The 18,822-nt window shown below is 67.6% G+C and carries 19 protein-coding genes and 1 pseudogene; 12 read left to right on the top strand and 8 right to left on the bottom strand.

Features of this window, described 5'->3' with window-relative positions; translation table 11 throughout:
- Nucleotides 1-38: 38 nt before the first annotated feature.
- Entirely contained in the window at nucleotides 39-1,328 is a 1,290-nt protein-coding gene (glyA, locus tag ACE3T2_RS19765; RefSeq protein WP_374660540.1) for a serine hydroxymethyltransferase, read from the bottom strand.
- 188 nt (nucleotides 1,329-1,516) lie between these two features.
- Here glyA and ACE3T2_RS19760 point away from each other — a divergent pair, with 188 nt between their 5' ends.
- Nucleotides 1,517-1,948 carry a MucR family transcriptional regulator gene (locus ACE3T2_RS19760; protein WP_374660538.1) on the top strand — a complete coding sequence of 144 codons (432 nt, stop codon included), beginning with the start codon at nucleotides 1,517-1,519 and terminating at the stop codon, nucleotides 1,946-1,948.
- 92 nt (nucleotides 1,949-2,040) lie between these two features.
- Here the strand turns inward: ACE3T2_RS19760 and ACE3T2_RS19755 are convergent, their stop codons facing one another.
- The 6 genes from ACE3T2_RS19755 to ACE3T2_RS19730 form a co-directional block, all read right to left on the bottom strand.
- Nucleotides 2,041-2,505 (bottom strand): hypothetical protein, encoded by a 465-nt coding sequence (locus tag ACE3T2_RS19755; RefSeq protein ID WP_374660536.1) that lies wholly within the window; start codon nucleotides 2,503-2,505, stop codon nucleotides 2,041-2,043.
- Nucleotides 2,502-3,731, bottom strand: a complete 1,230-nt coding sequence (hemA, locus tag ACE3T2_RS19750) for a 5-aminolevulinate synthase (protein ID WP_374660534.1) — start codon at nucleotides 3,729-3,731, stop codon at nucleotides 2,502-2,504. Before hemA ends, ACE3T2_RS19755 begins: the two co-directional genes overlap by 4 nt.
- A gap of 135 nt (nucleotides 3,732-3,866) precedes the next feature.
- Complete coding sequence (gene mmsB, locus ACE3T2_RS19745; RefSeq protein ID WP_374660532.1) at nucleotides 3,867-4,763, bottom strand: 3-hydroxyisobutyrate dehydrogenase; 897 nt, start codon at nucleotides 4,761-4,763, stop codon at nucleotides 3,867-3,869.
- 10 nt (nucleotides 4,764-4,773) lie between these two features.
- Nucleotides 4,774-5,493 carry a class I SAM-dependent methyltransferase gene (locus tag ACE3T2_RS19740; RefSeq protein ID WP_374660530.1) on the bottom strand — a complete coding sequence of 240 codons (720 nt, stop codon included), beginning with the start codon at nucleotides 5,491-5,493 and terminating at the stop codon, nucleotides 4,774-4,776.
- A gap of 46 nt (nucleotides 5,494-5,539) precedes the next feature.
- Nucleotides 5,540-6,586 (bottom strand): enoyl-CoA hydratase/isomerase family protein, encoded by a 1,047-nt coding sequence (locus tag ACE3T2_RS19735; protein ID WP_374660528.1) that lies wholly within the window; start codon nucleotides 6,584-6,586, stop codon nucleotides 5,540-5,542.
- Nucleotides 6,587-6,660: 74 nt separating this feature from the next.
- Nucleotides 6,661-7,800 carry an isobutyryl-CoA dehydrogenase gene (locus tag ACE3T2_RS19730; protein ID WP_374660526.1) on the bottom strand — a complete coding sequence of 380 codons (1,140 nt, stop codon included), beginning with the start codon at nucleotides 7,798-7,800 and terminating at the stop codon, nucleotides 6,661-6,663.
- Between the two features lie 104 nt (nucleotides 7,801-7,904).
- On the opposite strand from ACE3T2_RS19730, the gene ACE3T2_RS19725 reads away from it, so the two are divergent.
- From ACE3T2_RS19725 to ACE3T2_RS19715, 3 genes are read left to right on the top strand one after another with little or no spacing between them, the layout of a single operon-like run.
- Nucleotides 7,905-8,384 carry a hypothetical protein gene (locus ACE3T2_RS19725; RefSeq protein ID WP_374660524.1) on the top strand — a complete coding sequence of 160 codons (480 nt, stop codon included), beginning with the start codon at nucleotides 7,905-7,907 and terminating at the stop codon, nucleotides 8,382-8,384.
- A complete protein-coding gene (gene hemB, locus ACE3T2_RS19720) occupies nucleotides 8,381-9,388 on the top strand; it encodes a porphobilinogen synthase (RefSeq protein ID WP_374660522.1) in 1,008 nt (335 codons plus the stop codon). The genes ACE3T2_RS19725 and hemB overlap by 4 nt, the downstream gene beginning before the upstream one ends.
- Nucleotides 9,385-9,765: an NUDIX domain-containing protein gene (locus ACE3T2_RS19715; RefSeq protein ID WP_374660520.1), complete on the top strand. Its 381-nt coding sequence runs from the start codon at nucleotides 9,385-9,387 to the stop codon at nucleotides 9,763-9,765. The genes hemB and ACE3T2_RS19715 overlap by 4 nt, the downstream gene beginning before the upstream one ends.
- A 137-nt stretch (nucleotides 9,766-9,902) precedes the next feature.
- On the opposite strand, the gene ACE3T2_RS19710 is transcribed toward ACE3T2_RS19715, so the two are convergent.
- Entirely contained in the window at nucleotides 9,903-10,757 is an 855-nt protein-coding gene (locus ACE3T2_RS19710) for an NAD(P)-dependent oxidoreductase (RefSeq protein ID WP_374660518.1), read from the bottom strand.
- Between the two features lie 83 nt (nucleotides 10,758-10,840).
- Here ACE3T2_RS19710 and ACE3T2_RS19705 point away from each other — a divergent pair, with 83 nt between their 5' ends.
- From ACE3T2_RS19705 to ACE3T2_RS19670, 8 genes and pseudogenes are all read left to right on the top strand, one after another.
- Nucleotides 10,841-11,746 (top strand): flagellar motor protein MotB, encoded by a 906-nt coding sequence (locus ACE3T2_RS19705; RefSeq protein WP_374660516.1) that lies wholly within the window; start codon nucleotides 10,841-10,843, stop codon nucleotides 11,744-11,746.
- An 87-nt stretch (nucleotides 11,747-11,833) separates the two neighbouring features.
- Nucleotides 11,834-12,604, top strand: a complete 771-nt coding sequence (locus ACE3T2_RS19700; RefSeq protein ID WP_374660514.1) for an arginyltransferase — start codon at nucleotides 11,834-11,836, stop codon at nucleotides 12,602-12,604.
- 122 nt (nucleotides 12,605-12,726) lie between these two features.
- Nucleotides 12,727-13,398 carry a chromosomal replication initiator DnaA gene (locus ACE3T2_RS19695; RefSeq protein WP_374660512.1) on the top strand — a complete coding sequence of 224 codons (672 nt, stop codon included), beginning with the start codon at nucleotides 12,727-12,729 and terminating at the stop codon, nucleotides 13,396-13,398.
- Between the two features lie 60 nt (nucleotides 13,399-13,458).
- Complete coding sequence (locus tag ACE3T2_RS19690; RefSeq protein WP_374660584.1) at nucleotides 13,459-15,657, top strand: RNA degradosome polyphosphate kinase; 2,199 nt, start codon at nucleotides 13,459-13,461, stop codon at nucleotides 15,655-15,657.
- Complete coding sequence (locus tag ACE3T2_RS19685) at nucleotides 15,638-17,173, top strand: Ppx/GppA family phosphatase (protein ID WP_374660510.1); 1,536 nt, start codon at nucleotides 15,638-15,640, stop codon at nucleotides 17,171-17,173. Before ACE3T2_RS19690 ends, ACE3T2_RS19685 begins: the two co-directional genes overlap by 20 nt.
- A gap of 1 nt (nucleotide 17,174) precedes the next feature.
- A complete protein-coding gene (locus tag ACE3T2_RS19680) occupies nucleotides 17,175-17,411 on the top strand; it encodes a helix-hairpin-helix domain-containing protein (protein WP_374660508.1) in 237 nt (78 codons plus the stop codon).
- A gap of 101 nt (nucleotides 17,412-17,512) precedes the next feature.
- Nucleotides 17,513-18,433, top strand: a complete 921-nt coding sequence (locus ACE3T2_RS19675) for a S1/P1 nuclease (RefSeq protein ID WP_374660506.1) — start codon at nucleotides 17,513-17,515, stop codon at nucleotides 18,431-18,433.
- Nucleotides 18,434-18,538: 105 nt separating this feature from the next.
- Nucleotides 18,539-18,822: pseudogene (locus ACE3T2_RS19670) on the top strand (TonB-dependent receptor); the annotation flags it as partial.

Raw genomic sequence — 18,822 nt, 5'->3', positions numbered from 1 at the left:
TAGCCCCTTCCGGCCAACCAGCCCTCTAAATACAGGGGTTAGCTGTAGATGGGGAAGCGTTTCGTGAGCGCCAGGACCTCGTCGCGGACCTTGGCTTCCACAGCGCTGTTGTCACCCCCCTTGGCGACGCCGTCGAGGACTTCGCCGATCCAGGTCCCGATCTGGCGGAACTCGGCCTGGCCAAAGCCGCGGGTAGTCCCAGCCGGGGTGCCGACGCGCAGGCCCGAGGTCTGCATCGGGGGCAGCGGGTCGAACGGGATGCCGTTCTTGTTGGCGGTGATGTGCGCGCGCTCAAGCGCCACCTCGGCGTCGGCGCCGGAAACGCCCTTAGGCGTCAGGTCCACCAGCATCAGATGGCTGTCGGTGCCGTTCGAGACGATCTTGAAGCCCGCGGCTTGCAGGCTGTCCGACAGCGCCTGGGCGTTCTCGACGACCTGACGGGCGTACTGCTTGAACTCCGGCTTCAGCGCCTCGCCGAACGCGACGGCCTTGGCGGCGATAACATGCATCAGCGGACCGCCCTGCAGCCCCGGGAAGACGGCGGAATCGATCTTCTTCGCCAGCTTCTTGTCGTTGGTCATGATCATGCCGCCGCGCGGACCACGAAGGGTCTTGTGCGTGGTGGTGGTGACGATGTGGGCGTGCGGGAACGGGTTCGGATAGACGCCGCCAGCGACCAAGCCTGCGTAGTGGGCGATATCGACCATCAGCAGCGCGCCAACGCTGTCGGCGATTTCACGGAACCGGGCGAAATCGATCTTGCGGCTGTAGGCCGAGGCGCCGGCGATGATCACCTTCGGCTTTTCGGCCTGCGCCACTTCCGCCGCCTGGTCGTAGTCGATCAGATGATCCTGCTGGCGCACCGAATAGGCCACCGGCCGGAACCACTTGCCCGACTGGTTGACGTTCTTGCCATGGGTCAGGTGGCCGCCCGCCGACAGGTCCATGCCCATGAAGGTGTCGCCCGGGGCCATGGTGGCCATGAACACCGCCTGGTTCGCTTGGCTGCCCGAATGCGGCTGCACATTCACGAACTCGCAGCCGAAGATCTGCTTGGCGCGCTCGATGGCGATTTCCTCGGCGATGTCGACGACTTCGCAGCCACCGTAGTAGCGCTTGCCCGGATAGCCTTCGGCGTACTTGTTGGTCAGGACCGAGCCCTGGGCCTCCATGACAGCGCGCGAGACGATGTTCTCGGACGCGATCAGTTCGATCTGGTCCTGCTGGCGCTTTAGCTCACGCGTGAGGACGGCGGCGATGTCGGCGTCGGAATCGGCGACGCTGGCCGAGAAGAAGGCGTCTGCGGGGGTCTGTGCGTGGACGGTCATGGGCTGGCCTTTCGGGAAACGGTGGGTGCGAATGCGGGGCGAGCGCCTTCTGGTGCGCTCTTTAGCGCCATCGGCCCTTCGATCCAACGGCGGGGAACGATCTTCTGCCTACGGCGTTGCAGACCCCACGGAGGCGAGCGCGCTCGGGCGTCGCGTCCAATGGTCATCGCCTTATCAAGGGGTCCTGAATGAGTATGGAAGCCGAGCCCGAAGTTCGTTCGGGCGAGGAGTTGATGCGGCTGGGCGCAGACATCGTCGCTGCGTATGTCAGCCGCAATCCGGTTTCTGCCGATGCGGTGCCCGAGATCATCCGCTCGGTCTATGGGGCTCTGGAAGGCCTCAACAAGACGCCAGCTCCGGCGCTGGAAGACAAACCCAAGCCGGCGGTGCCGGTCAGCCGCTCGATCCAGCACGACTACATCGTGTGCCTGGAAGACGGTAAGAAGCTGAAAATGCTCAAGCGCTACCTGCGCTCGCGCTACGACATGAGCCCCGAGGACTATCGTCGTCGCTGGGGCCTGCCGCCCGACTATCCGATGGTCGCACCGGCCTACGCCGCGCGACGGTCCGACTTCGCCAAGAAGATTGGTCTGGGCCGCGGTGTTCGACGCGGCAAATAGGTCGACGAGCGCTGAAAAGAAGCCTGTGCGTCTCCTGATTGGACGCGACTGCTATGCGCCGATCCGCGGCGCATAGCAAGGCTCCTGGCCGCCTATCCGTAGAGGGCTTTCAGCCTGCGGTGCCGATGCTCGAAAATCAGGCGGACGAAGGCGCTGGTCATCGGTTTGACGGCCGTGATGCGCGGCTCGACGCTGACCCGGTCGCGGACCGTGCAGCCGCCCTCGCAGGGTTCGATCCAGCGTTCGTGCCGCCAGGAGCGCTGCATCCAGCTCGAAGACGCTTCTCGGAACCAGCCCTGCCCTACGCCCTCCAGGCCGAAGGTGTGGCGATCGAAAGGCAAGACGCTGAACAGCAGCAGCCACGATCCGAACAGGGGCTTGCCCAGCTCGTCCTCGCCGACCGCGTCGAAACGGGTGCCGGCTGGAAACGTCATGTGGATGTACGGGCCGAGTTCTGCGTTGACGCCCTTAGGCGTCGCCACGGCCCGCCAGATCTCGTCCGGCGGCCGTGGAATCGTCGTGGTGATGTCGATGGCGGGCGCGCCGCCTCCGGTCACGCGGCTTGGCCGCCCACACGCGCGATGTTGCAGTGGGTCCAGAGCTTCTCGAGCGCCTCGGCCAGGGCGTCCATCATGCCGTCGGTATGGGCCGGCGACGGCGTGAACCGCAGGCGCTCGGTGCCGCGCGGCACGGTCGGATAGTTGATCGGCTGGACGTAAATGCCGAAGTCCGACAGCAGAATGTCGGAGATCATCTTGCAGTGCACTGGGTCGCCGACCAGCACGGGCACGATGTGGCTGACCGACGGCATCACCGGCAGGCCAGCCTTGCGCAGGCGCGCCTTCAAGGCCGCCGCACGCTCCTGATGCGCTTCGCGGACCTCGTTGTGTTCCTTGAGGTAGCGGATCGAGGCCACCGCGCCCGCGGCCAGGGCCGGCGGGATCGAGGTGGTGAAGATGAAGCCGTCGGCATAGCTGCGGATCGCATCGACGATCACGGCGTCGGCGGCGATGTAGCCCCCCATCACGCCGAACGCCTTGCCCAGCGTGCCTTCGATGATGTCGATCTCGGCCATCACGCCGTCGCGCTCGGCGACGCCGGCGCCGCGCGGGCCGTACATGCCCACCGCATGGACCTCGTCGAGATAGGTCATTGCGCCGTACTTCTTGGCCAGGGCCACGGTGCCCTTCATGTCGGCGATGTCGCCGTCCATGGAATAGACGCTCTCGAACGCGATGACCTTCGGCGCGTCAGCCGGAGCCTCGGCCAGCAGCTGCTCCAGGTGCTCCAGGTCATTATGACGGAACACCCGGCGGCGCTCGCGGCCCCCGGCGCGGATGCCGGAGATCATCGAGTTGTGGTTCAGCTCGTCCGAGAAAATGATCAGCCCGGGAAGGATCTTATAGAGGGTCGAGAGCGAGGCCTCGTTCGACACGTAGCCCGAGGTGAACAGCAGCGCGGCTTCCTTGCCGTGCAGATCGGCCAACTCGTGCTCAAGTTCGACGTGATAGTGCGTCGTGCCCGAGATGTTGCGCGTGCCGCCAGAACCGGCGCCGGCCTCGTCGATCGCCTGGTGCATGGCGTCGGTGACGATCGGGTTCTGGCCCTGGCCGAGATAGTCGTTGGAGCACCAGACCACGACGTCCGACTGCGAGCCGTCGGCTTGGGTCCAGGTCGCGCGCGGGAACTGGCCGCGATGGCGCTTCAGGTCCGCAAACACCCGGTATCGGCCTTCGGAACGGATCTGTTCCAGGGCGGTGGCGAATGCGGCCTTGTAATCCATCGATTGAAATCCGCCCGGCTGGCGTCGGGCGGTCCCCTTGCAATTAGCGGGCTTATCGCGCCGCCTCGACCGATTGTCTAGAATTCGTCACGTTCAATCGATCAGATTTCGTTAAGCGGAAGGCCGGGCTCGCGCCTAGCCGTCCAGCTCTTCTAGTCTTCCGCGCAGCATCTGCAGAATTCCGGAAAAGTCCTTAGTTCCGTATCCGAGGCGATCAAATAGGGCATAGAGTCCCTCTGCCTGCGCGCCCATCGGCGTAGCAGCGCCCGCTGCGGCGGCGGCCTGCTGGGCGAGCTTGAGGTCCTTCAGCATCATGGCGGTGGCGAAGCCGCCCGCGTAGCCGCGATTCGAGGGCGCGGTCTCCACGGGGCCCGGCCAGGGATAGTAGTTGCTGATCGACCAGCACTGACCGGATGACTTCGAGGCGATCTCGAAGAACCGCTCGGGATCGAGGCCCAGCTTCTCGGCCATGGCCACGGCCTCGCACACCCCGATCATCGAAATGCCCAGGACCATGTTGTTGCAGATCTTGGCCGCCTGCCCCGCCCCGTGGTCGCCGGCCCGAATCACGGCCCGCGACATCGGCCCGATGGCCGCCTCGACCTCGGGAAAGTCAGCCTCGTCGCAGCCGACCATGAAGGCCAGCGTGCCGGCGTCGGCCGCCGCGGTGCCGCCGGAGACAGGCGCGTCGGCGAAGCGGAAGCCCTGGGCGCTCGCCTGCTCAGCCACCGCACGGGCGCTCTCCACGTCGATGGTCGAGCAATCGATGAGCAGAGCGCTCTTCGGGGCGTTGGGGAGAATGTCCTCGGCGTAGACCTTGCGCACGTGCGGGCCAGCCGGAAGCATGGTGATCACCACCTGCGCATCCTTCACCGCCTGCGCGACCGAAGGCGCCGGCGAACAGCCGGCGCCCTGGGCGCGTTCAAGGGCCTGAGCAGACAGGTCGAAGGCTGCGACCTGGCGGCCGGCCTTCGCCTGGTTGGCGGCCATGCCGCCGCCCATGTTTCCAAGACCGATGAAGGCGACGCGCATGCTGTGATCCCTATTTGGGCTTCTGGAACTTGTAGACGAACTGGTCGGTCTTCCCGCGGATCGAGGCGTCGAACACGCCCACGGTCCTGGCGTCGGCCGGATTGCGGAGGGCGTTGTTTTCGCCCACGAACTTGAAGCCGGCCGCCTCGACCTCGCGCTTGACGATGGCCGGGTCGATGCGGTGCAGGGTGTCGGCGACCTCGACCGGCGCGCCATCGACCGCGGCGTGGTCGATGATCAGCAGGGTTCCCCCCGGCTTCAGGGCGTCGAACAGTTGCTGGTTCACCTTGGCGATGTCCAGGTTCAGGCGCTTCAGATGGAAGTCGTGATAGTTCTGGGCGGTGAAGATCACGTCAGCGCGCTCGGGGAACTGCAGGGCTCCGGGCTTCAGCACGACCAGCTCGACATTGCCGGTCGCCAGGGCCTTGGCCTTTTCCTGATCGCTTTCCGGGATGCCTGCATAGACCTTGCCGGTCGGTCCGACAGCCGCGCTGAGCAGGCGCGTGAAATAGCCCCCGCCGGGCAGCAGTTCGACCACCTTGTCGCCGGTCTTCACACCGGCGAACTCGAGCATTTCCGAGGGCTTGCGCGCAGCATCCCGCTGCTTGTCGGCGTCAGGCCGGCTCGGCTCGGCCACCGCCGCGACGACATTGGCGGGCGGCGCGGCGTAGGTCGCGGTCGCGCACAGGGTCAGAGCCGCCGCAGCGGCCATCAGCAGATGACGGGTCATCCCAATTGTCTCCTCCACCGGCGCACCTTGACGGCGCCGTTGCGCATCAAGTTAGGGGCGACCACTCCTCAGCGGAAGGAAGGGGCGCGAAAATCGCGTCCAGCATCGTCTCGGTGACGCCTTCCGGGGTCGGCGGATTCCATTTCGGCGCGTGATCCTTGTCGACGATGACCGCGCGCACGCCTTCGATGAAGTCGTGGCGCTGCACCACACGGGCGCCGATACGGTATTCCATCGTCATGTTTTCGGCGAAGGATTCCAGCTTCGCGCCGATACACAGCTGGCGCAGCGCCACCTTCATGGTCTGAGGCGATTTGGTCGCCATGACCGTGAGCTGCTCCTGCGCCCAGTCCGAGCCGGAGGCCTTCAGGGCGGCCAGAATCTCCTCCAGGCTTTCCCGGCCGAAAACCTTCTCGATCTCGTCCTGGCGCCGGGCCAGCGGCGGGCGTCCGGCGTCGCCCTCGAAGCGGACCAGGGCGGCCTCGACATCGGCCGGCGCCGCCAGGATGGCGGCCTTCAGCGCCTCGACGTCGGCGCTCTGCACATAGTCGGTCGCCACCCCGACCAACTCGCAGTCGGCGGCCTTGATCCGCGCGCCGGTCAGAGCCAGCCAGGTTCCGATGTGGCCCGGCATCCGCGGCAGGAACCAGCCGCCCCCGACATCGGGGAAGAGGCCGATGCCGGTCTCGGGCATGGCGAAGGTCGTGCGCTCGGTCGCCACCCGGTAGCGGGCCGGCATGGAGAGCCCGACGCCGCCCCCCATGGTCACGCCGTCCATGATCACGACGACCGGCTTTGGATACTCGAACAGCAGGTGGTTCAGGCGGTATTCGACGAAGAAGAACTCGCGCGCCGCCTTGCCATCGCCCGCCCCGCTCTCGGCCAGCATGCGGATGTCGCCGCCGGCGCAGAAGCCCCGCTCGCCCGTGTGATCGAACAGCACGAGTTCGACGGCCGGGTCCTCGCGCCAGTCCAGCAGCGCCTCGGTCATGGCCTGGCACATGGCCAAATTCAGCGCGTGAAGCGACTTGGGCCGGTTCAGCGTGATGCGGCCGACGCGGCCCTCGATGCGGGTCAGAACGTCTTCGGTCATGATCTCTCCCAGCGAACGGCCTTTGCGCGGCGCGCCTCTATCAGGCCGCCGCCGCGTGAGGCGAGCCGTTTTCCTTACTGCCGGAACATCTCGCGAGCGATGATCACCCGCATGATCTCGTTGGTGCCTTCCAGGATCTGGTGGACCCGCAGGTCGCGGACGACCCGCTCCAGCGGATAGTCCTTGAGATAGCCGTAGCCGCCGTGCAACTGCAGGGCCTGATTGGCGATCTCGAAGCCGGCGTCAGTGGCGAAGCGCTTGGCCATGGCGCAGAGTTTCGTCGCCTGAGGATCGCGCTTGTCTAGCGCGTCGGCGGCCCGGCGCACCATCAGCCGCGCCGCCTCGAGCTCGGTGGCCATGTCCGCGATCTTGAACTGCAGGGCCTGAAAATCAGCCAGTTGCTTCCCGAACTGCTTGCGCTCGGTCATGTAGGCCTGAGCGGTGTCGAGGGCGAAGGCGGCGCCGCCCAGCGAACAAGAGGCGATGTTCAGCCGCCCGCCGTCGAGCCCCATCATGGCGAAGCGGAAGCCCTCGCCCTCCTGGCCGATGCGGTTCTCGACCGGCACGCGGACATTGTCCAAATTGACCTGGGCGGTCGGCTGGGCGTTCCAGCCCATCTTCCTTTCCTGCGCGCCGAACGACAGGCCGGGCGTTCCGGTCTCGACCACGATGGCCGACACGCCCTTTGGCCCGGGCTCGCCGGTCCGGGCCATGACGACATAAAGGTCCGAAACCCCGCCGCCCGAGATGAACGCCTTCGAGCCGTTCAGCACATAGTGATCGCCGTCGAGCACCGCGGTCGTGCGGAGCGCGGCCGCGTCGGACCCGGACCCGGGCTCGGTCAGGCAGTAGCTGGCGATCAGCTCCATGGTTGTCAGACGCGGCAGGTACTTGCGCCGCAGATCGTCGGTCCCGAACCGGTCGATCATCCACGAGGCCATGTTGTGGATGGTCAGATAGGCCGCCGTCGCGACGTCGCCATAGCTGAGCGCCTCGAACACGATCGAGGCGTCCAGACGGGTCAGGGCCGAGCCGCCGACGTCCTCGCCGATATAGATGCCGGCGAATCCCATTTCGGCGGCCTGGCGCAGCACGTCCGCCGGGAAATGCTTCTCCTCGTCCCAAATAGCCGAATTCGGGGCAAGTTCAGCCTCCGCAAAGGCCCTAGCGGCATCCTGTATTGCGCGCTGGTCGTCGGAGAGGGTGAAATCCATTCGCTCAATCCCGGTTTTTGCAGCCCGTCTTGAGCAAGTCGCGCGGCTGGCGCAAGCTGTCAACGACGCGACGCGTGGGGGCGCGCCTTTCTCGAGGTCTTTGCATGGCTGTCCAAGCGGTCGGCGGACGTGTCAACGAGTCCGCGCGTAACCTCGCCTACATCAACTATGCGCTGCTCTTCTCGTCGGTGTTCTTCGCCGGGGTGCCAGCTGTGATCGCCGCGGTCATCGCCTATTCCCAGCGCGACGACGCCTCGCCGCAACTGGCCTCGCATCACAACTTCCAGATCCGGATCTTCTGGGTGGCGTTCGGCCTGGCCCTGGCGGCGGGCCTCTGCTTCCTGGGCGCGATGCTCAATGTCGCCAGCGAGGTCTATCAGGTGACCAGCCTCGACTCGTGGAGCAGCCGCGAGCAGGTGCATGTGAACCTGGCGGACGTGCGGCTCGACCGAACCCTGGTCGCCCTGATCGTCGGGACGGGGCTGTTTTCGGCGCTCGGCGGGCTGTGGCTGATGTTCGCCCCGGCCATAGGCTTCATCAGGCTTGCGTCCGAGCGGGGGATGGGTCACAGCGCGGGCTCATGAGCCTGCCCCCCCTCGCCGCCTACCCCGCCCTGCGTCTTCGCCGCCTGCGCCAGGCCGACTGGATTCGTCGCCTGGTCCGCGAGAGCGTACTCACCCCGGCCGACCTGATCTGGTCGATGGTGGTGCACGAAGGCGAAGGCGAGGTTCCCGTCGCCTCCATGCCGGGCGTCTCTCGCCTGTCGGTCAAGCAATGCGCGGCCGCGGCTGTCGAGGCGAAGAAGCTGGGCGTCCCGGCCATCGCCATCTTCCCGCACATCGACGGCGCCAAGAAGGACGCCGCCGGCTCGCTGGCCGCCGATCCGAACGGCGTCATCTCGCAGGCCGTGAAGGCCATGAAGGACGCCGCCCCCGAAGTCGGGATCATGTGCGACGTCGCCCTCGATCCCTTCACCGACCACGGCCATGACGGGATCATCGAGAACGGCAAGATCGCCAACGACGCGACGGTCGAGCGGCTGGTCGAACAGGCCCTGGTGCAGGCGCGTGCGGGCTGCGACATCCTCGCCCCGTCCGACATGATGGACGGCCGCTGCGCGGCCCTACGCTCCGCCCTGGAGGCCGAGGGCCTGCAGGACACCATGATCATGTCCTATGCGGCCAAGTTCGCCTCGGCCTTCTACGGTCCCTATCGCGACGCCATCGGCTCGGGAAAGCTCGGCACCGCCGGCCCCGCCGACAAGAAGACCTACCAGATGGACTCGGCCAACACCGAGGAGGCCCTGCGCGAGGTCGCCCTCGACATCGCCGAGGGCGCCGACATGGTCATGGTCAAGCCGGGCATGCCCTATCTCGACATCGTCAGTCGCGTGGTCGAGACCTTCAACATGCCGACCTTCGCGTTCCAGGTCTCGGGCGAGTACGCCATGATCATGGCCGCCGCCCAGAACGGCTGGATCGACGAGGAGCGCGCCATCCTCGAAAGCCTGGGCGCCTTCAAGCGCGCCGGCGCGGCTGGAATCATCACCTATTTCGCCCCGCGCGCCGCGAGGATGCTGGGAGCGTGAAGGCCATCGAGATCGTGGCCGGCGTGATCCGCGACTACGGAGGACGCGTCCTGACCGTGCGCAAGCGGGGCACGAGCACGTTCATGCTGCCAGGCGGCAAGCGCAATCCCGGGGAGGCCGATCTCGATACGCTTTCGCGTGAACTGGGCGAGGAACTGGGCTGCGACCTGGTCAGCGCCCAGCATCTGGGCACCTATGACGCGCCGGCCGCCAACGAGCCAGACACCCGGGTCTATGGCGCGATCTACTTGGCAGACGTCGCCGGCGGGCTGCTGGCCAAGGCCGAGATCGAGGAACTGCTCTGGATCGAGCCCAAATCCCCGCCCCGCGTGCGGCTGGCGCCGTTGCTGGAGCGGCAGGTGCTGCCGCGGTTGTAGCTCCTCCCTCCCTTCTATGGGGAGGGACAGGCGGCAAAGCCGCCAGGGTGGGGTTTTGCTAAGTCAACAGGGCCCCACCCGTCTCGCCGCTACGCGACGATCCACCCTCCCCACGAGGGGGAGGGAGATGTCGGCTCCTACTTCTCCAGCCGCGCGACAAGGCTGGATGTGTCCCAACGATTGCCGCCGAGCGCCTGGACTTCGGCGTAGTAGCCATCGACCAGAGCGGTCATGTCGAGCTTCGCGCCGTTGGCCTGGGCCTCGTCCAGCACCAGACCCAGGTCCTTGCGCATCCAGTCGACCGCGAAGCCGAAGTCGAAGCGGTTCTGCGCCATCGTCGCCCAGCGGTTGTCCATCTGCCACGACTGGGCCGCGCCCTTCGAGATCGCCGCGGCGACCTCCAGCGGATCGAGGCCCGCGCGCTTGGCGAAGTGCATGCCCTCGGCCAAGCCCTGGACGACGCCGGCGATGCAGATCTGGTTGACCATCTTGGTGAGCTGGCCCGCACCCGGTCCTCCCATCAGACGGCTGGCCTTGGCGAAGGCGGCGATCACCGGCTCGGCCCGCGTATAGGCGTCCGCCTCGCCGCCGCACATGACGGTCAGCTGGCCGTTCTCGGCCCCGGCCTGACCGCCGGAGACCGGCGCATCGACAAACCAGCGGCCGCTCTCCTGGGCCAACGCCGCCATCTCGCGCGCGACCTTGGCCGAGGTCGTGGTGTGGTCGACCACGATGGCCCCCGCGGCCATCGCCGGCAGAGCCTCGCCCGTCACGGCGCGCACGTCGTCGTCATTGCCGACGCAGAGGAAGACGATTTCGGCCGCCAGCGCCGCTTCGCCGACGGTCGCCGCGGCGCGGCCGCCGTGTGTCTGCGTCCAGCGCTGAGCCTTCTCCGGACTGCGATTGTAAACGGCGACCTCGTGGCCCGCCTTGGCCAGGTGGCCGGCCATGGGAAAGCCCATCACGCCCAGGCCCACGAATGCGACTTTCATCGGAACTTCCTTGCTAAGCTCAACGCCATCTTAACGGGGCCCGGCCCAACTTGCGCAGGAATCGGGGCTACCGGGGTTGAACCATGGCGATGGGCGAAGCGCCTATCCTGATCAAGAAGATCAAGAAGGGGCACGGGCACGGCCACCATGGCGGCGCCTGGAAGGTGGCCTATGCCGACTTCGTCACCGCCATGATGGCGTTCTTCCTGCTGATGTGGCTGATCAACACCACCAGCCCCGAGCAGAAGCGCGGCATCGCCGACTATTTCGCCCCGGCCAGCGTGTCGGAGACGACCTCGGGCTCTGGCGGCATCCTCGGGGGCACGGCCCTCGGCGACGACGGCGCCAAGGGCGCCGGCTCGCAGGCGATCATCGAGGAGATGGCTCCAGAATCGCGCAATCCGAATGACGGGACCGAGACCGACGCAGCCAAGGAAATGGCCCGCGACGCCTCCACCGAGGCCCTGCGCGAGGCGGTGCTCCAGCGCGAGCAGGCCGCCTTCGCCTCGGCCGCCCAGTCGCTGCGCCAGGCGCTGCAGGACATGCCCGAACTGGCGGAGCTGTCGAAGAACATCCTCATCGACGTGACGCCGGAAGGCCTGCGCATCCAGCTGGTCGACCAGGAAGGCCGCTCGATGTTCGCCACCGGCCGCACCGAGCCCAACGACCGCGCCAAGCTGCTGCTGCGCGCCGTGGCGCGGGTGGTCAACCAGCTGCCCAACCGGATCAGCATCTCGGGCCACACAAGCATGTCGGCCGACGGCGCCAAGGCCGATGGCGACTGGCAGCTTTCGGCCAGCCGCGCCGACGCCTCGCGCCGCGTGCTGCAGAGCGCCGGCGTCGATCCGGACCGCGTCTATCAGGTCTCAGGCAAGGCGAATTCCGAACCCCTCTATCCCGACGACCCGACCCTGGCGGGCAACCGCCGGATCGCCATCGTGCTGTTGCGCGAGGCGCCCGTCCTGCCGCCGGATCACGGCCTTCAATGAGGAGTTTCATCCTGTGACGTCTGGGAGCTTGCGCCTGGCGCTCCCATGACGCCTAATCGCTCCAGGCGCAGCTATTGAGAGCCGTCCGTGACGCAGCACTTTCCGACGCGACAGCTCAGGTTCTTCCTGACCGCGCCTAGTCCGTGCCCGTATCTGCCGGACCGTCACGAACGGAAAGTCTTCGCGCACCTGCCGTTGTCAGACGGCGCGACCGTCAATGACAGCCTGACCCAGGTCGGCTTCCGCCGCTCCCAGAACATCGCCTATCGGCCCGCCTGCGAAAGCTGCTCGGCATGCGTGTCGGCGCGAATCCCGGCGGGCGACTACGTCTTCTCGCGCTCGGAACGCCGGGCGCTCGCCCGCAACGAGGACCTGGAGCGCCATCTGGTCGAGGCCGAGGCGACCATGGAGCAGTTCGACCTGCTTCGCCGCTACCTCACGACGCGCCATGCTGACGGCGGCATGGCCGAGATGACCTGGCCCGACTATGTCGCCATGGTCGAGGACACAGCGGTCCGCACCCACATCATCGAGTACCGGCTGCGCTCGAAAGACGGCGGCCCGGGCGACCTGATCGCCTGCGCCCTGGTCGATCTGATGAACGATGGGCTCAGCCTGGTCTATTCGTTCTACGACCCGACCATGACCCGGCGCAGCCTCGGCTCGTTCGTGATCCTGGACCACGTGGTCCAGGCGCGGCTGACCGCAATTCCCTACGTCTATCTCGGCTACTGGGTCCGTGGTTCGGAGAAGATGGACTACAAGATCCGCTTCTCGCCGATCGAACTGCTGCGGCCCGAGGGGTGGTCGCTGATGTCGGCCCGCGACCGTATGCGCAGCGCCCCGTCGGAGGCCTGAGCCGCGCGCTCTATCCCAGGCTTTCGCCAAGTCATCCCCAGGACCAGGCCGCGCGATGCGTCGACCGGCGCGCGGCGGCTTGGTAAATATCGCCCCGTGTTTCAGTTGACTGGACCCGGCGCATGACGCGGCAACTACGCCTGAAGCTCAGGCGTCCGGTATCCTTCGCGCGCGAGGACTTCGTTCGCGGCCCGTCGAACGCCCAGGCGCGATCGGCGCTGGACGCCTGGCCGACCTGGCCGGGCGGCGCGCTCGCCCTGTTCGGCCCCGCTGGCGTCGGCAAGTCGCACCTGGCCCGCGGCTGGGCGGCGGCGGCCGGCGCGGTCGTCCTCGATCGGCGCTCGCCCGACATCGCCAGCGCGGCGGGACGGCCGGTGCTGCTCGAGGACGTCGACCAGGGTATCGACGACGAAGCGCTGTTCCACCTGATCAACATGGCCGGTCGCGAGGGCGGCGGCCTGCTGCTGACCGCCCAGACGGCGCCGTCCGCCTGGACCGCCGCCCTGCCCGACCTGCGCTCGCGCCTGAACGCCCTGTTCGTGGCCGAAATCGAGGAGCCCGACGACGAGGTTCTGGAGGGTGTTTTGAGGAAATTCTTCCGTGAGCGGAGCATTCGCCCGCCCAAGGAGTTCTATCCTTACCTGTTGCGGCGCATGGAACGGTCGATTCCCTATGCACGCGAGATCGTAAAGCGGCTGGACGAAGCCGCCGATGATGAACAACGCCCTATTTCCCGCACACTTGCGCGACAGATTCTTGAAGATGATATGGAGAATCTTGACCTTTTCGACTGAAGACTTGCGGCTCCTATTGAGGTGGTTCAGAACCGCCTCATGCCGAACGATGTGCAGTCCATGACCTTCGCCGCTCCCCCGCCGCAGGCCGACGCCGCCCGGCCCCTGACGCTCGACCCCGAGTTGCTCGGCTCGGCCGAACGGTTTTTCAATCGGGAACTGTCCTGGCTGGCTTTCAACGAGCGCGTGCTGGACGAGAGCAAGAACCCGCGCCATCCGCTGCTGGAGCGACTGCGGTTCCTTTCGATCTCGGCCAACAACCTCGACGAGTTCTACATGGTGCGCGTCGCCGGTCTGAAGGCCCAGGCGCGCGAAGGCGTCCGCGTCGTCTCCCAGGACGGGCTGACCCCGGCCGAGCAGCTGGTGCGCGTCAACGCCGAGGCGGCCAACCTGATGGCCGACCAGCAGTCGCAATGGCGACGCCTGCGCGAGGAACTGGCGGGCGAAGGCCTGTCGGTGGTGTCGTCCGAGGACGTCACCGGCGCCGAGAAGCAGGCGCTGGAAGCGATCTTCCTCTCGCGCATCTTCCCAGTGCTGACGCCGCTGGCGATCGACCCGGCCCATCCCTTCCCGTTCATCCCGAACCTGGCCTTCTCGCTTGTGCTGAAGCTGAAGCGGGTGTCGGACGGACGGCTGCTCTACGCCCTGGTGCCGATCCCGGCCCAGGTGGCGCGCTTCTGGGAGCTGCCCGCCGCCCCCAGCCGCCGCAAGCGCCCCGAGCGCCGCTTCATCAGCCTGGAGAATCTGGTCGCGCTGTTCCTCGATCACCTGTTTCCGGACAGCGAAGTCGAGGCGCTGGGCGTCATCCGCCTGATCCGCGACAGCGACGTCGAGATCGAAGAAGAGGCCGAGGATCTGGTCCGCGAGTTCGAGGTGCGGCTGAAGCAGCGCCGGCTCGGTTCCGTCGTGCGGGTCGAGATCGAGGCGATGATGCCTCAGGACCTGCGCGCCTTCATCGTCGAGAACCTGCACGCCAAGGAGGAGGACATCATCCTCATCGACGGCCTGTTGGGCCTCGACGAGCTTTCGCAGCTCATCCCGTCCAATCGCCCGGACCTCAAGTTCAAGCCGTTCGAGGCCCGCTTTCCGGAGCGGATCCGCGACCACGGCGGCGACTGCTTCGCGGCGATCCGCGACAAGGACATCCTGGTCCACCATCCGTTCGAGAGCTTCGACGTGGTGGTGCAGTTCATCCGCCAGGCGGCGCGCGATCCTAACGTCCTGGCCATCAAGCAGACTCTCTACCGCACCTCGTCGGACAGCCCGATCGTTGCGGCCCTGATCGAGGCGGCCGAAAACGGCAAGAACGTCACCGCCCTGGTCGAGATCAAGGCCCGCTTCGACGAGGAAGCGAACCTGAAATGGGCCCGCGATCTGGAGCGCGCCGGCGTCCATGTCGTCTTCGGCTTCGTGGAGTACAAGACCCACGCCAAGCTCTCGATGGTGGTCCGCCGCGAGGGCGACCAGCTGCGCACCTACTGCCACTTCGGGACCGGCAACTATCACCCGGTCACTGCGCGCATCTATACCGACCTGTCGCTGTTCACCTGCGACCCGGCGCTGGGGCGCGACTCGGCCAAGCTGTTCAATTTCGTGACCGGATATGCGCGGCCCGAGGGGCTGGAGAAGCTCTCGCCCTCGCCGCTGACCATGAAGGCCGACCTGCTGACCTTCATCATGCGCGAAGTCCAGGCCGCTCGCGAGGGCAAGCCCGCCGCCATCTGGGCCAAGCTGAACTCGCTGGTCGATCCGGTGATCATCGATGCGCTCTACGAGGCCAGCCAGGCGGGGGTGTCGATCGATCTCGTGATCCGCGGGATCTGCTGCCTGCGCCCCGGCGTGCCGGGCCTGTCCGAGAACATCCGGGTGAAGTCGATCGTCGGCCGCTTCCTGGAGCACGCCCGCATCGTCGCCTTCGCAAACGGCGCGCCGATGCCCTCGGCGGAGAATCGGGTGTTCATCTCGTCGGCCGACTGGATGCCCCGCAACCTCGATCGCCGAGTGGAATGCCTGACGCCCGTCGAGAACCCGACCGTCCACCAGCAGGTCCTGCAACAGATCATGGTGGCGAACCTGAAGGACGAAGCACAAAGCTGGACGCTCGATGCGGACGGCCGCTATACCCGGGACCCGTCATGGGATCATCCGGGCGCCTTCTCCGCGCACGAATACTTCATGACCAATCCCAGCCTTTCCGGCCGGGGGCAGAAGGTGAAGGACATGCCGCGCGCAATCGATCATGTGGCCCCGCGCGGATAACCGGGCCCTGCAAGGCGACCCCGGTTCGAGCACCCATTCGGACCAAGGCTCCAGACAGACCGCCGTCATAGACGTCGGCTCCAATTCCGTGCGCCTGGTCATCTACCGGATCGAGGGCCGCGCGATCTGGACGATCTTCAACGAGAAGGCCCTCGCCGGGCTCGGCCGCGACCTGCCCGCCACCGGGCGGCTGTCCCCCGAGGGCGTGGAAACCGCCCTCGCCGCTCTGCGCCGATTCCGCGTCGCCTTGAGCGGTTGGAGCCGCTCGGACATCGTCGCCGTGGCCACCGCGGCGGTGCGTGAAGCCTCCGACGGCCAGCAGTTCCTGGCTCGGGTCGAGATGGAGACCGGTCTGCGCCTGCGCGTCGTCTCCGGCGCGGAGGAAGCGCGCTACGCCGCCCTGGGGGTGATCGCCGGCCAGCCGGACGCCGCCGGGGTCGTCGGTGACCTCGGCGGCTCCAGCCTCGAGCTGGTCCACCTGGATCCGGCCGCCACGCGCGAGGGGATCACCCTGGCGCTGGGCCCCTTCGCCCTCGGCGCGCCCAAGCCGCTCGATGTCGACAAGGTCCGCAAGGTGATCGACCAGCGCCTGGACGGCGCAGGGCTGGCCTTCCGCACCCGCGAGTTCCATGCCGTGGGCGGCGCCTGGCGCAACCTTGCCCTGCTCCACATGGAAATGGCCGACTACCCGCTGCGCGTCGCCCACCAATACGAGATGAACCGCTCGGACGCCGTCGACGTCGCCCGCTTCGTCGCCCGCCAGTCCAAGAACAGCCTCGAACGGATGCAGGGGCTGTCCAAGAAGCGCTTCGACACCCTGCCCTATTCGGCGCTCGTCCTCGACGCCCTGATCGAGCGCCTCGGCATCGAGCGCATTGTGATCTCAGCTTACGGTCTGCGCGAAGGCCTGCTGCTGGAGGCCATGAGCCCCGAGGAAGCGGCCCGCGATCCGCTGATCGAGGGGTGCGAGGCGCTGACGGCTGTTCGCGGCCTGTCGGCTCATCTGGGAGCGTCCCTGCACGAATGGCTGCATCCGGCCTTCGACCGCCTCACACCCGTGTTCGGGACGCGCGATCCGGTGCTGATCGCCGCCGCCTGCCGCCTGGCCGATCTCGGCGCACGCCTGCACCCCGATCATCGCGGCGAGCTGGCTTTCGAGCAGGTCCTGCGCGCCCCGATCGCCGGCATGAGCCACGCCGAACGTGCGTTCCTGGCCTGCGCCGTCTTCGCCCGCCACTCGTCAGCCCCGAACACCCCGGACCAAACTACGGTCGCCAAGGTGCTGACGACCGAGCGCCGCCAGCGCGCTCGCGCCCTAGGGGCGGCGATCCGGCTCGGCTGCGACCTCTCGGGCCGCAATGTCGGGCTGCTGCCGCACTCGCGCCTCGCCATCGAGGGCGACCGACTGGTGCTGACCACTCAGCCGGGCTGGGGCGACATGCTGCTGGGCGAACAGACCGCCAAGCGCGCCCAGACCCTGGCCCAGGCCCTGCGGCTCAAGCCGCAGATCGGCTGACGTGGCGTTTTCCGACCGGGAGCGCGCCCTCCTGCTCGCCGTGAAGGGCGTCGGCCCGACGGTCGTACGCCGGCTTGAGGAAATGGGCGTCGAAGACTTGGCCGACCTTGCTACCCGCGAGGCCGCGGAGCTCTGCGCCGTCGCCTCCGCCATGTTGGGCTCGACCTGCTGGCGCAACAGTCCCCAAGCCCGCGCCGCGGTAGCCGCTGCGATCGCGGCGGCGAAAGCTGGCTTCTGACCCGACCCCGTTGCGTGGCGCGCAACACGCATATCGCCATTTGCGCTGGGCCGCCGCAGCAGCCTGCCGCTTGTTCGGCCTCGGAAACGAGGAACCCGATCATGCGCCTAGCCTTCACCGCCGCCCTCCTGGCGCTCGCCCTGCCCGCCATCGCCCACGGCTGGACGCGGCCCGGCCACATGGTCAGCGCCGCCATCGCCTATGACGAACTGGCCGCCCGCAACCCGGAGGCCTTGAAGCGCCTGCTGGCCATCGCCGCCCAGCACCCCGACCGCGGCCCGTTCGAGGTCGCGATCGGACGGGCGACCGGCGCCGAGCGCGACCGCCTCGTCTTCATGGAGCTGGCCCGCTGGCCCGACGACGTACGCGGAGGGCCGCATGACCATCCGACCTGGCACTATGCGATGCGGCCGGTGACCGATCCGCGCGATCCGCCGCCACATGCGCCCTCATCGGAAGCGGCAGGAGCCGCGGCTGAAGCTTTCGCGCTCAACCTCCGCGTCGCTTCCGATCCCAACGCCCCGGCCGCCGACCGGGCCCAGGCGCTCGCCTGGATTTTCCATCTGGTCGGCGACATCCATCAGCCGCTGCACACCGCCCAACTCTTCTCCCGCCGCTTCCCGGATGGCGACCGCGGCGGCTCGCGCCAGCACGTCACCGACCCGGTCGGCGGCCAGCCGATCACCCTGCACTGGCTGTGGGACGACAGCGTCAACCGCGATGGGGACGGCGAGGCCGCGTTCGCCCGTGCCCACGAGCTGACCGCGCGCCTGCCGCGCAGCGCCTTTCCCGAGTTGGCCGCCGCCACCCGCGCGGCCGACTTCACGGCCTGGGGCGCGGAGAGCTACGCCCTGGCCGCTCCGGTCGTCTACCGTGCCGACCTGCGCACGGGCGACACGCCGGGCGAGGCCGATGCGGCCGCGCCGGCCTATCTGGAAGTCATGACCCGCACGGCCGAGACACGGCTGACCCTGGCCGGATACCGCCTGGCCGACATCGCCGAGGCCATAGCCGGCCGCTGAGCGCGGGCGCGTTGCGTCTCGCGCAACTTGCGTCGCAGGCTTTGCGTTCGACCCGCCCCGGTCTCTCGGCGACAAGCCGTCCGCCACATCAGCAAGGGGGTAGGCATGCGGCGGACAATGTTGTGCGGGGCGACAGGGCTGGCCCTACTGGCCGGCCAGGCGAACGCCCAGGGCGCGCCTGAGGAACTGGGCGAACTGGTGGTGGTCGGCTCGCGCGGCGCGCCGCGGCTGGCGACCGAGACCTCGGCTCCGGTGGACGTTTTCACCGGCGAGGAACTGGCCGCGCGCGGGTTCAACGACCTGTCGAAGGTGCTGCAGTTCGTCTCGCCGTCCTTCAACTTCCCACGCTCCTCGACCGGCCCCTCGTCGGCCAACACCCGCTCGGCCAG

Origin of the sequence: Phenylobacterium sp. (assembly GCF_041919955.1) — a bacterium.
In the GTDB taxonomy this organism is placed as follows: Bacteria; Pseudomonadota; Alphaproteobacteria; order Caulobacterales; family Caulobacteraceae; genus Phenylobacterium.
The sequence above is the reverse complement of the archived record's forward strand: the minus strand, read 5'-3'. Positions and strand labels throughout refer to the sequence as shown.